Here is a 12,932-nt window from a genome sequence, read left to right as displayed (position 1 = left end):
CTCAGTCGGGAGGAGAGCATCATGAAATTCCAAGCATTGTTCGGCGCGTCCGCGCTGGCACTGGCAGCAGTTTTGACCGCAAGTCCGGTAACGGCGGCAAGCGTTTCCATCTCATGCGGTGCGGTGGGGCAGGAACTCGAGCTTTGTCGCGAGGCGGCCGACGCCTGGGCGAATAAGACCGGCAATGAGGTCGTCGTCGTCTCGACGCCGAATTCGACGACCGAACGGCTGGCGCTCTACCAGCAGCTTCTGGCCGCCGGGGCGGACGATATCGACGTGTTCCAGATCGACGTGATCTGGCCGGGCATCCTTGGCTCGCATTTCATCGACCTGGCGCCTTATTCCGTTGGAGCGGAGAAGGAGCACTTCTCCTCGATCATCGAAAACAACACCGTCGAGGGCAAGCTTGTCGCCATGCCGTGGTTCACGGATGCCGGCGTCCTCTACTACCGCTCCGACCTTCTGGAAAAGCACGGCGAAGACGTGCCGCAAACCTGGGAGGAGATGACGGCGACGGCGAAGAAAATCCAGGATGCCGAACGGGCGGAGGGCAACGACGGCATGTGGGGCTTCGTTTTCCAGGGCAAGGCCTATGAAGGGCTGACCTGCGATGCGCTTGAATGGATCGACGCTTATGGCGGCGGAACGATCGTCAATGCCGAAGGCGACGTCACCGTCAACAACGAGAGCGCGCTGGCGGCGCTGAAGGTTGCCGGAAGCTGGGTCGGCAATATCGCGCCCGAGGGCGTGCTCAACTACGCGGAAGAGGAAGCGCGCGGCGTCTTCCAGTCCGGTAACGCGGTCTTTATGCGCAACTGGCCCTACGCCTGGGCGCTCGGCAACTCCGTGGACAGCCCGGTGAAGGGCAAGATCGGCGTCACGGCCCTGCCGAAGGGCGGCAGCGACGGTAAGCACACCGGAACGCTCGGCGGCTGGCAGCTTGCGGTTTCCAAATACTCCAAAAACCCTGAAGTGGCCGCCGATCTCGTCATGTACCTGACGAGCTACGACGAGCAGAAGCGCCGCGCCGTGAAGGGGGCCTATAATCCGACGATTGCCGCCCTTTACGAGGACCAGGAAGTGCTTGAGGCCAATCCCTTCTTCGGCGAGCTCTATGACACGTTCGTGAATGCGGTCGCCCGCCCGTCGCGGGTCACCGGAACGACCTACAACCAGGTTTCCAACGAGTTCTGGAACGAAACCCACGCAGTGCTTTCCGGCACGAAGTCGCCCGAAGACGCGCTTTCCGATCTTGAGCGTTCTCTCAAGCGCATGAGCCGGCGCGGCTGGTAGGCGCCAATACCGGCGCCGCACGGTCTTCGGGTGGCGCCGGTCTCCGATGAACCGGGCTTTCGCGAAACCGAAGGGGGTGGCCATGTCCGTTGCCGCAGCAAGCGCGTCGGAACTGACCCGCGCGCGCGTCAGGTCCGCATGGATTTTCCTGACGCCGATGATGATCGTACTGGCGCTGGTTGCCGGCTGGCCGCTCATCCGCACGATCTATTTCGCCTTCACCGACGCCAATCTTTCCGCGCTCGACAACACCCGGTTCATCGGTCTCGCGAACTTCCTGGAGTATTACGAGGGGGAATGGTACGGCCTGCTCGTCGACCCCGACTGGTGGAACGCGGTGTGGAACACGATCTGGTTCACCGTGGTTTCGGTCGCGCTTGAGACCGTCTTCGGCATGATCGTGGCGCTCACCCTCAACACCGCCTTCAAGGGGCGCGGATACCTGCGCGCGGCGATCCTGATCCCCTGGGCGATCCCGACGATCGTTTCCGCCAAGATGTGGGGCTGGATGCTGCATGACCAGTTCGGCATCCTCAATGAAATCCTGATGGGCATCGGCATTATTTCCCAGCCCATCGCCTGGACCGCCTCGCCCGATACCGCGATGTGGGCGGTCATCATGGTGGATGTCTGGAAGACGACGCCCTTCATGGCGCTCCTCATTCTGGCTGGCCTCCAGATCCTGCCGACAGACTGCTATGAGGCAGCGAAGGTCGACGGCATCCACCCGGTCAGGGTCTTCTTCAAGGTCACGCTGCCGCTCATCCGCCCGGCGCTGGTGGTGGCGCTCATCTTCCGCGGCCTCGACGCGCTGCGCATCTTCGACCTGATCTACGTGCTCACCTCCAACTCGCGCGAAACCATGACCATGTCGGTCTATGCGCGCCAGCAACTGGTCGACTTCCAGGAAGTGGGCTACGGATCGGCCGCCTCGACCATGCTCTTCATGATCATTGCCGTGCTGGTGGTGCTGACGCTCACCGTCGGCAAGGTGCGTCTCGGGGAGGATGCGAAATGAGCGCGAAACGCTTCATAGGCAGAATAGCCTTCTGGGCGCTCCTGATCGCGATCGCGGTTTTCGCGGTCTTTCCCTTCTACTACGCAATCCTGTCGTCTTTCCGCTCGGGTTCCCAGCTTTTCACCGCCTCGATCCTGCCCGGCCATATCGACTTCAGGAATTATATCTCAGTCTTTACCGAACAGCCGTTCGGCCGGAATATTCTGAATTCCGTCGTCGTGGCTTTCACGGTGGTGGCGATATCGCTCTTCCTCGGGCTGACGGCGGCCTATGCGCTGGGCCGGGTGCAGTTTGCCGGGCGCGGCTTGCTGCTTTTGACGATCCTCAGCGTTTCGATGTTTCCGCAGGTGGCCGTGCTTTCCGGCATGTTCGAGCTTATCCGCACGCTCGGCATTTATAATTCCCTGCCGGGTCTTATCCTTTCCAACCTGATCCTGACGCTGCCGTTCACCGTCTGGGTGCTTACCACCTTCATGCGCGAATTGCCGAAGGAACTGGAGGAAGCGGCCTATGTGGACGGGGCATCGCCCTGGACGGTCGTCAGCAGGATATTCATGCCGCTGATGTGGCCGGCGATGGTCACCACCGGCCTGCTTGCCTTCATCGCGGCGTGGAACGAATTCCTCTTCGCGCTCACCTTCACGCTTTCGGCGGAACAGCGCACGGTCCCGGTCGCGATCGCGCTGCTTTCGGGCGCGAGCCAGTTCGAGCTTCCCTGGGGCAATATCATGGCGGCATCGGTGATCGTGACCGTTCCTGTCGTCGTTCTCGTTCTCATCTTCCAGCGGCGCATCGTTTCGGGCCTTACCGCCGGCGCGGTGAAAGGCTGACGCGACACGCAATCAAGGGACAATCCATGTCGTCATTGCATGCAGAAACGCCGGTTGCAGCCCGTTCGCCCGCTCACGCGGACTGGTGGCGCGGGGCGGTCATCTATCAGGTCTATCCGCGCTCGTTCGCCGATTCCAACGGCGACGGCATCGGCGACCTGCCCGGCATCGTCGACCATATCGACCACATCGCGGAGCTCGGCGCGGATGCGATCTGGATTTCGCCGTTCTTTCGTTCGCCGATGGACGATTTCGGCTACGACGTCGCGGATTTCTGCGATGTCGATCCGATGTTCGGCACGCTTGCCGATTTCGACCGCCTGGTGGAGGCCGCACATGAGCGCGGACTGAAGGTGCTGATCGATCTCGTTATTTCGCACACTTCCGACCAGCATCCGTGGTTTGCCGAAAGCCGGTCGAACCGCGAAAACGACAAGGCGGACTGGTATGTCTGGGCGGATGCGAAACCGGACGGCACGCCGCCCAACAATTGGCTATCGGTTTTCGGCGGCCCGGCCTGGGAGTGGGACACGCGCCGGCATCAGTATTATCTGCATAACTTCCTGAAATCGCAGCCGGACCTCAACTATCACAACCCGCAGGTTCAGGATGCGGTGCTTGATGCAGCCCGCTTCTGGCTGGATCGCGGTGTCGACGGTTTTCGACTGGACACGGTCAACTTCTACTTCCACGACAAGGAGTTGAAGGACAATCCGCCGGTTGGGGACAAGGCGAGGGTAGCTGGCGTAGCACTTTCAAACCCTTACGCCTATCAGGACCACATCCACGACAAGACGCAGCCGGAAAACCTCGCGTTTCTGGAACGTCTCCGGAAGCTTTGCGACAGCTACTCCGGCGTTGCCACCATTGGCGAAATCGGCGCGGATCACGATCCGCTCGCCACGATGGCGGCCTACACGCAGGCCGGAAAGCGTCTCAACATGGCCTATACGTTCGACCTTCTGTCCGAAAATTTCTCGGCCCGGTTCATCCGCAAGACGGTGGAGGATTTCGAGGCGGCGATCGGATCCGGCTGGCCAAGCTGGGCATTTTCCAATCACGACGTGCGGCGTGTGATCTCGCGCTGGAACCTTGATCACGACATCAACCGTGCGGCTCCGATGCTGGTCGCCCTCGTCGCCTCGCTCCGGGGCAGTCCATGCATTTATCAGGGCGAGGAGCTTGGCCTCGTGGAGGCGGACGTTCCTTTCGAGAAGCTTCAGGACCCTTACGGGCGCCAGTTCTGGCCAGAATACAAGGGCCGGGACGGTTGCCGTACGCCGATGCCCTGGTCCGACAGCGCGGCGCACGCCGGTTTTTCAAGCGCGGACCCATGGTTGCCCGTTCCGGCGGACCATGCCATGCGCGCCGTTTCTGCGCAGAAGAACGATCCCGGGTCCGTTCTGTCCCGCGTGCGTCGTTTTCTCTCCTGGCGGTCGCGGAGTGCGGCGTTGCGCAAAGGCTCGATCCGTTTCCTCGATTTGCCGGAACCGGTTCTGGCTTTCGTGCGCGAAGAGGGCGGCGAAGCGGTTCTTTGCGCCTTCAATCTGGCGGCGGAACCTTCGAGCGTGCCGTTGGGCGATCTCATGCAGCCGACGCTTTTTGAGGGGCACGGCTTTACGGGGCTCATACAGGAAGGGGTGCTGCGGCTCGACGGGCATGACGCTGGATTCTTCCGGATTTGACGCGGCGGCGCAACGACACGCAGGCGAAATGAAGATGGTCAACTTTCTTGCATTCACGCGGTCCTGCCTGATTGCAGATTGATCTTGCGGGAGGAAAACAATGGCGGAAGTGGTCCTCAGGAACGTGGCCAAGCAGTTTGGTAACGTAAAGGTGATCAAGGGGGTGGATCTCAACATTGCCGATGGGGAATTCGCGGTCTTCGTCGGGCCGTCCGGTTGCGGCAAGTCCACGCTGCTGCGGCTGATCGCGGGGCTGGAGGATATCACGAGCGGCGACCTCCTGATCGGCGGCGAACGCGTGAATGCCAAAACGCCGAAGGAGCGCGGCATTTCCATGGTTTTCCAGTCCTACGCGCTTTATCCGCATATGACGGTCTACGAGAACATGGCCTTCGGCCTGACGCTTGCCAAATCCGGCAGGCAAGAAATCGACAAGGCCGTTCGTGGAGCCGCCGAAATCCTGGAACTGACGCCTTTGCTGGACCGGCTGCCGAAGCAGCTTTCTGGCGGGCAGCGCCAGCGTGTCGCTATCGGGCGGGCGATCGTTCGCAACCCTCGTGTCTTCCTGTTCGACGAGCCGCTGTCCAACCTTGACGCAGCGCTCAGGGTGCAGATGCGGATCGAAATCGCCAAACTCCACAAGGAAATGGGCGTGACGATGATCTATGTAACCCATGACCAGGTGGAGGCGATGACGCTTGCCGACAAGATCGTCGTGCTGAATGCAGGCAACGTGGAGCAGGTCGGCCCGCCGCTGGAGCTCTACCATCATCCGCGCAACATTTTCGTCGCCGGCTTCATCGGCTCGCCGAAGATGAACTTCATTAAGACGAAGATCGATGCGGCAGGCCCCGACGGGTTGAAGGTCGGGTTGCCTGGCGGCGGTGAAGCGGTGGCGAGAGTGAAGGGGGACGGCGCATCGGCGGGAGACAGCGTTATCCTCGGGGTTCGCCCCGAGCATCTGACGACGCAAAGCGAAGGCGCCGACACCGTTTTGAAAGGCAAAGTGGATGTATTGGAACAACTGGGCGAGGCATATCTGCTGCACACGAGACTTGCCGATGGAACGCTCGTGACGGCGAAGATCCCGGGCGATGCAGCTTATAACGAAGGTGATGACATCAGCCTTGGCGTTCCCAACGAGCTTTGCCATATCTTCCGTGCATCGGACGAAATTGCATTTGGCCGTATTATGTAACGTAGCGTCTTCCTACCTGCAGGCATCCACAGGCGTGCTTCCGCTTGCCGTTCGGCAAGAGTCGTGAAACATTTACGCGGCTAAAGAACAAAAGAGCGACGGCATTGCGGGAGGAGGCCGATGACATCGTCGGCAACGGGTGGACGTGTGGCGGTCGTCGAGGACGACCGGATTGTCCGCGACACGGTGGTCGACATTCTGCAGGAAGGCGGCTTCAGCGCGCTGGCGTGCGATAGCGCGGGCGCGCTTGCGAAGCTCATGGGAGATGTAAACCCTCCGGAATTGATCATCCTGGATCTGCAACTCCCGGACCGGGACGGACTTGCCGTGGCCGGTTCCATCCGCTCGTCGAGCGATATTCCGATCATCATGCTGACCGGGCGCGGCAGCGACGTCGATCGCATCGTCGGCCTGGAGATCGGCGCGGACGACTATATGGTCAAGCCGTTCAATCCGCGCGAGCTGCTCGCCCGGGTGAAGGCCGTGCTTCGCCGCAAGGCGCCGGGCCAGATTTCGGCGGTGTCGGCCGAAGTGCAGCGGCGCGGCTATCGCTTCCTGGGCTTTTCCCTCGATCTTGACGGCCGCAGGCTTACCGACCCGGCCGGCGAGCCGGTTTCGCTCACGGTGTCGGAATTCGATCTTCTAGCCGCCCTCGTCGAGGCGCGCGGGCGTGTGCTTTCGCGCAACCAGCTTCTCGATCTCATGCGCCGGCGCAATGACGATGTGTTCGACCGGACGGTCGATGTGCTTATCCTGAGGCTAAGGCGGAAGATCGAGCCGAGCCCGCGAAATCCGTGCTTCATCCGCACCGAACGCGGGCTAGGTTATGTGTTCGACGCGCCGGTCGAACCGCTGGCGGTTTCCTGAAGCCTGGCGTCATTGAGGACTTCACGCACACGAAGCGCCAGGGTTTCCCGCCGGTATGGCTTTTCCAGAATACGTTCGGGCATGGGAGGCGATGGCCGGTCCGGCGGCGTCTGGCGCATGAAGCCGGAGCAGAAAAGCACCGGCAGCCGCGGCCGGACCTTCAATGCATGTTCCGCAAGTTCGGGGCCGTTTACCCCGCCGGCCAGCACAACGTCGGTGAAGAGCAGGTCGAAATTTTCCGCCCGGATACTCTCCAGCGCGTCATCCGCATTGGAGACCGCGGTTACCAGGTAACCAAGGCTGGAAAGCATGTCGACCGCCGTTTCACGGACGAGGTCCTCATCTTCTACAACCAGAATCCTCTCCCCATTTGCCTGGGGCGGGGAAATGGCCGCAGCCTTGGCCGGCTCGGGCAGCCTTGCCGTGTTCGCGGCGGGGAAGCGAAGCTCGATTGACGTCCCCTTCGACGGCGCGCTTTCGATCTCGATGCGTCCTCCGGACTGGCGCACGAAGCCATAGACCATCGAAAGTCCGAGACCGCTTCCGCGTCCGAAGGGTTTCGTGGTGAAGAAAGGCTCCAGAACCCTTGCCCGGACATCGGCGGTCATACCACTGCCGGTATCGCTTACAAAGATCGCGACTTCACCGGTTCCGCCCTGCGCATCCGGCTTCGAGCGCGTCGTGATGGTGATCTGCCCGCGCCCGTCGATGGCGTCTCTGCTGTTGAAGACGAGGTTGAAGAGCGCGTTTTCCATTTGCGCCGGATCGACCATGACAGGAGGGATCGCGCGGTCGAGGTCGAGCAGAAGCTCGATGCCCGGATCGAGGCTGTAGCCGAGCAGGTCGTTCAGGCTCTCCACAAGATCGTTAAGGTCAGTCACCTGCGGCAGAAGTGCCTGCCGGCGGGCGAAGGAGAGAAGACGCTGCGTCATGGCAGCGCCGCCTTCGGCTGCTTCGAGGGCGCGCAGAGAGCGGCTTTTCAGCTTTTGGGAGGCGGAATCGTCGTCATGGATGAGCTGAAGATTGCCAACGATCGCCGCAAGACGGTTGTTAAAATCATGTGCGATTCCGCCTGTAAGCTGGCCGACGGCTTCCATCTTCTGCGCCTGCTGCAATTGCTGCTGCAGGGCCTTGCGGTCGGTCAGGTCCGTCAGGCTGGCGATCACGCCGCCCTTGGGCATCGCGCCTGCGCGAATTTCGATCGTCCGGCCATCCGGCGTGTGCAATTCGAGGACCGCAAAGGGCGCGATGCGTCCGCGCGCGAAACGCGGTAGGTCGATTGAGCGTCCGTCGACCGTACGTGCCTTCACGTTGGTCGCCGAAAGCCTTTCGAGCAATTCCGGCATCGAAACGCCTTCGCGGATCTCCCCGGGGTTCAGGCCGCTCAGTTCCGTAAAGCGCGGGTTCCAGGCGATCAGGCGGCCCTGGCTGTTGAAGAGCGATATTCCGTCGGAAAGGTTGTCGAAAATCGCCTGCAGCGTCTTCGCGTTGTCGGCGAGCTTTTCGGAAAGTTCCTCGCGCTCGATAGCCTGGCGCTTGAATATGTCGAAGGCGCGGGCAAGATCGCCCAGTTCGTCCTGCCGTTCCACGCCGGGAACTTCCGCGCTGCGGTCTCCGGCGGCGAGGCGCGTCATGGCGCCGGTTGCGCGGCGCAGGTTCGTGGCGACGTCGCGCATGACGAAACTGGCGGCGCCCAGGGCGGCAAGCAGGCAAAGGCCAGCGACGGCGAGAAGCGCGGATTTGCCGAAACGAAGAACCGAGATCGTTTCCTCGCTGCGCATGAGGGCGGATGAGCGCACCACGTCGGCAAGGGAAGAAACCGTCGCCGTCAGTTGAGCCGACGCCGTGTTGATCGCCGCCAGCAACACCTCCGAGCGGTTACGCGTGCTGAGCTGCCTGAGCCGGCTGACGAAGATCGGCTCCAGTGCATCGATCTTGCCGTTGAGGGACGCGTGCGGCCCGAAGGCGAGTTCGCTTTCCACCGATTTTGCGGTCTTTGCGAAACGCTCGCGGATTTCCTCGACTGCATTGACCGTTTCCGCCGCACTTGCCTCCAGCACGAGTTCGCTCACATCTCCCAGGCGCGCCACGAGGCTCGCCGAGAGGGTGTTCGGGTCGCTGGATGTATCTTCGACCCTTTTGGCGGAGTTCCGGAAGTCGGCAAGGGCGGTCAATGCGTGCGTCATGCCGGCGTCCGCCGCGAGACGCTCACCGGTGACGTCCAAAAGCGCCCTCAGTATCCCTTCCAGGCGCGCGGCAAGGCGAACGGCGGAAGGAACATCCGTTGGCCGGGGAATGTTCTTTTCGTTGAGGCGCGGCAGGCTGATGGCGAGTTCGGTAAACTCGGCAAGGCGCGCCTCGATTTCGGCACGCCCCGCCGCGATCTGCCGTTCGCTTCTGAGTTCGGCGATATATGGCGCGCGCGCGGCAAGGCTCGCGCTCCGCTCCGCCACCGTCAGGACAAGAGAAAGATCGCTCAGACTGTCAGCCTGAAGGGTCTCAAGCGCCGTTTCGGTGCGCGTGAACCCATGCCAGCCGGTGACGCCGGCAAGAAGCGTCAGGCCGACCAGCGCGCCGAGCGCCACCATCAACCGTCCATGGACACCGCGCGGCCTCAGGGTGCTTGACATGTTTCCCCGCATGAGGGGCTATTCGGACGGCAAGGCCCCGTTTGTGCTTACCTTGCCACCAGCGCCATCCCCGTTTCGTTGAAACATGCCACCGCATCGGTGCCGGGCGCAACGGCGCCGGCGACATTATGATCGATAGCGAAGAGTTCGCCGACGTCGCTTTCAAGCGCGTATTCCATGTGCGAGCCGAGGTAGACGGACTTTCGCACGACGACCGGGAGACCCTCCTCCTTGCGGGTGGTGTCGAGGCGGATGGCGTTCGGGCGGATCGCGACGAGCACATCCTCCGGGGCTTCCGGACGGTCCGGCACCTTGATGTGAACACCGCCGACATCCACCATGGCGGAGCGTTCGGCCCGGCCCGTGATCCGGCCTTCGATCAGGTTGGCGCCGCCTATGAAGTCGGCGACAAAGCGGTCGGCCGGGCGCTCGTACAGATCACGGGGCGTGCCTTCCTGGGCGATGACGGCCCTGTTCATCACGATGATCTTGTCGGAAACGGCAAGCGCTTCCTCCTGGTCGTGGGTGACATAGATGGAGGTCAGGCCCAGGCTTTGCTGCAGATCGCGGATGTCGTCGCGCATGCGCCGGCGCAGCTTGGCGTCGAGGTTGGAAAGCGGCTCGTCGAAAAGAAGCACTTCCGGTTCGAGAACGAGTGCGCGCGCCACGGCCACGCGCTGCTGCTGGCCGCCGGAAAGCTCGCTCGGCAGGCGGTTTTCGTAGCCTGCCAGGCCGACGAGCCTGAGGCCTTCGGCCGCCTTTTCCTCCCGGTCCTTGCGCGAGATGCCGGACATTTCGAGGCCGAAGGAAACGTTCTCGATCACCGTCATATGCGGAAAGAGCGCATAGCTCTGGAAGACCATGGCCACGTTGCGGTCCGTTGCGTGAAGCAGCGTCACGTCCTTGCCGCCGATCAGGACCTTGCCTTCGCTGACGGATTCAAGCCCCGCGATCATGCGCAAGGTCGTGGTTTTGCCGCAGCCCGACGGGCCGAGCAGCGTGACAAGCGTGCCGGGAGCGGCCGTAAAACTTACGTTGTCGACGGCGACGACGTTTCCGAAACGGCGGGTGACATCGCGGAATTCAACGCCGCCCGATTTGGTGTCGACGCTCATGCGGGGACCTCCTGTTTGACTGCGTCAGAGGATGTTCTTCTTGAAACCTTGCGCTCGCCGACGGCGAACTGGATGAGGGTGATGGCCGCTGCCATGATGACGATCAGCGTTGCGCTGTAGGCGATTGCGAGGCCGTATTCGCCGTTTTCCACACGGCCGACGATATAGGATGTCGCAAGGTCGTAGCGCGCACTGACAAGGAAGATCACTGCGCTGACCGATGTGATCGCACGTACGAAAGAATAGACGAGAGCCGCCACGATCGCGGGCCGAAGCAGCGGCAGCACCACGCGGCGCACCGTCTGGGCGCTGGTCGCGCCGAGCGTCATCGCGCATTCGTCGAGGCTCTTGTCGATCTGGCTCATCGCCGCCACGCCGGCGCGGATGCTGACCGGCATGTTGCGGTAAATGAAGCAGAGCACGAGGATGATGCCCGTGCCGGTGATCTCCAGCGGAGGCGTGTTGAAGGCGAGAATGTAGCTGACGCCGATAACCGTACCGGGAATGGCGAAGCTCAACATGGTGATGAACTCGAAACCCGCCTGGCCGGCGAAGCGCTGGCGCACCAGCAGATAGGCCGTGAGGAGGCCCATGCCGGCGGTCAGCGGTGCCGAGATGGCGGCAATCTCCAGCGTGGTAAACAGCGAATCCCACGCCCGTCCCGACCAGAGAAGTCCGAAGTCGGTCCATTCCAGCCCGAAGTTTGCGGCGAAATGGTCGAGCGAGAAGCTGTTGTCCCGGCCCCAGTTCTTCACGAAGCCGCCGAACATGATCATCGTATAGAGGATCAGCGTGAAGATCGCCCAGGGAATGGCGGTTGCGTAGCAAACGTATTTCAGCCCGCGAGGAAGCTCGGAAGGCCGGCCGGAATCTCCCTTTCCGGTCAGCGTCTGGTAGGATTTCTTGCCGAGCCAGCGGCGCTGTACGTAGAACGCGCCGACGCACAGCATCAAAAGGACGATGGCAAGCGCGCCCGCACGGCCGGGGTCGTTTTGCGATCCCACGACGGCGAAGAAGATCTTGGTCGAAAGAACGTCGTAATTGCCGCCGAGAACGAGCGGGTTGCCGAAGTCCGCGAGGCTTTCGATAAAGCCGATGAGGAAGGCGTTGGCAAGGCCGGGGCGCAGGAGCGGCCAGGTGACGTATTTGAATGTCTGCCACCGGTTGGCGCGCAGTGTGTGCGAGGCTTCTTCCATGGAAGGAGCGATGCCCTGCACGACGCCGATCAGAACGAGGAAGGCGATGGGCGTGAAAGCGAGCGCCTGAGTGATGAGAATGCCGGGCAGCCCGTAGATCCAACGAGACGGCGCGACATCGAAGGCGTCCGCGAAGAAGTTCGTCACCGTACCGTTGCGTCCGAAGAGCAGGATGATCGCAAGGCTGATCACGAAGGGCGGCGTGATGATCGGCAGAACAGTGAGCAGCCGCAAGCCGCGCTTGAAGGGGAAATTCGTGCGCGTCGCGACCAGCGCGAAGGCAAGCCCGAGAAGGGTGGTGATTGCACCGGTCAGGACGCCAAGGCGCAGGCTGTTCCAGAAGACGCCGCAACGCCGGTTTTCGCTGATGCAGGAAAGACTCCAGATATCCTGGTCCGTCATCCTGTGAAAGAAAGAGACGAGTGCCGATTGTTCGCCGTCGGGTATGGCGGCATTCGTCAGGATCGTGCTGACGGGCAGGAAGACGAAGAAGAGTATCGTGCCGATCACGAGGCCGATCGCGCCCGTGACGAACCGGTCGCCTTTCATCCAGCCGCGCGCGGCAAGGCCTTCCGTCAGCATGAAAAGGAACGAGAAGAGCGTTACGTTCGCGCCGTAGCCGAAGCCGTTTTGAAAACCGTCTGTTGAACCCAGCAGGCTTTCAAGGAATGTCCAGGACCAGCCGTTCAAACCGAAGGCGAAGCCCTGCAGGATCATATATGCGATGCCGATGATGCCGGCCGCCGTCAGTGACGTGGCGCGAGCGTGCACATCCTTCGTCAGATAGACGATCGGCAAGAGCAGGGGCACCAGCAACGGCAGGAGCCAAGGCGCGGAGCCGAAGAGGCCGGCAAAAAGAGCGGGCAGGGACCATGTCCGGTCGTCGGACAACGGCGTGTCGTACCACGGCAGGAGAGCGAATCCGATCCAGCCCGCGGCGAGCCAGAACCATTGGCTGCGTCGCATGTCGTTACGTCCTTGGAATATACGATTCGTCCGCCAACCGCGGACAAGCATTCGATGAACGAGAGAGCGGCCGGCTCTTTGCTACGCGTTTCGGCTCACGTCGGGAGGGAGCCGGCCGCCTGATGAGAGCGTCA

Annotated in this window: 9 protein-coding genes; 6 read left to right on the top strand and 3 right to left on the bottom strand. The window is 62.0% G+C overall.

Annotation, left to right across the window (positions count from 1 at the left end):
- Nucleotides 1-21: 21 nt before the first annotated feature.
- The 6 genes from HPQ64_RS02770 to HPQ64_RS02745 all read left to right on the top strand — a co-directional run bounded on the left by HPQ64_RS02770 (nucleotide 22) and on the right by HPQ64_RS02745 (nucleotide 6,891).
- Nucleotides 22-1,293, top strand: coding sequence for an ABC transporter substrate-binding protein (locus tag HPQ64_RS02770; protein ID WP_172886852.1), 1,272 nt, complete (start codon nucleotides 22-24; stop codon nucleotides 1,291-1,293).
- 82 nt (nucleotides 1,294-1,375) lie between these two features.
- Complete coding sequence (locus HPQ64_RS02765) at nucleotides 1,376-2,311, top strand: carbohydrate ABC transporter permease (protein ID WP_210260064.1); 936 nt, start codon at nucleotides 1,376-1,378, stop codon at nucleotides 2,309-2,311.
- Entirely contained in the window at nucleotides 2,308-3,141 is an 834-nt protein-coding gene (locus HPQ64_RS02760) for a carbohydrate ABC transporter permease (RefSeq protein ID WP_172886850.1), read from the top strand. Before HPQ64_RS02765 ends, HPQ64_RS02760 begins: the two co-directional genes overlap by 4 nt.
- 26 nt (nucleotides 3,142-3,167) lie before the next feature.
- Nucleotides 3,168-4,826 (top strand): alpha-glucosidase family protein, encoded by a 1,659-nt coding sequence (locus HPQ64_RS02755; protein WP_172886849.1) that lies wholly within the window; start codon nucleotides 3,168-3,170, stop codon nucleotides 4,824-4,826.
- A 100-nt stretch (nucleotides 4,827-4,926) separates the two neighbouring features.
- Nucleotides 4,927-6,024 (top strand): ABC transporter ATP-binding protein, encoded by a 1,098-nt coding sequence (locus HPQ64_RS02750; RefSeq protein WP_172886848.1) that lies wholly within the window; start codon nucleotides 4,927-4,929, stop codon nucleotides 6,022-6,024.
- A 120-nt stretch (nucleotides 6,025-6,144) separates the two neighbouring features.
- Entirely contained in the window at nucleotides 6,145-6,891 is a 747-nt protein-coding gene (locus HPQ64_RS02745) for a winged helix-turn-helix domain-containing protein (RefSeq protein WP_172886847.1), read from the top strand.
- Here the strand turns inward: HPQ64_RS02745 and HPQ64_RS02740 are convergent.
- Genes HPQ64_RS02740 through HPQ64_RS02730 form a run of 3 tightly spaced genes read right to left on the bottom strand, consistent with a single transcriptional unit; the run spans nucleotide 6,849 to nucleotide 12,798 of the window.
- Nucleotides 6,849-9,521 carry an ATP-binding protein gene (locus HPQ64_RS02740; protein ID WP_172886846.1) on the bottom strand — a complete coding sequence of 891 codons (2,673 nt, stop codon included), beginning with the start codon at nucleotides 9,519-9,521 and terminating at the stop codon, nucleotides 6,849-6,851. The genes HPQ64_RS02745 and HPQ64_RS02740 overlap by 43 nt on opposite strands.
- A gap of 47 nt (nucleotides 9,522-9,568) precedes the next feature.
- On the bottom strand, nucleotides 9,569-10,636 hold the full coding sequence (locus HPQ64_RS02735; RefSeq protein WP_172886845.1) for an ABC transporter ATP-binding protein: 1,068 nt from the start codon (nucleotides 10,634-10,636) through the stop codon (nucleotides 9,569-9,571).
- Nucleotides 10,633-12,798: an ABC transporter permease gene (locus HPQ64_RS02730; RefSeq protein ID WP_172886844.1), complete on the bottom strand. Its 2,166-nt coding sequence runs from the start codon at nucleotides 12,796-12,798 to the stop codon at nucleotides 10,633-10,635. The genes HPQ64_RS02735 and HPQ64_RS02730 overlap by 4 nt, the downstream gene beginning before the upstream one ends.
- Nucleotides 12,799-12,932 lie beyond the last annotated feature (134 nt).

It is taken from the genome of Hongsoonwoonella zoysiae, assembly GCF_013266695.1.
In the GTDB taxonomy this organism is placed as follows: domain Bacteria; phylum Pseudomonadota; class Alphaproteobacteria; order Rhizobiales; family Stappiaceae; genus Hongsoonwoonella; species Hongsoonwoonella zoysiae.
Note: the sequence above shows the minus strand (reverse complement) of the source record. Positions and strands in the feature narration are given on the sequence as shown.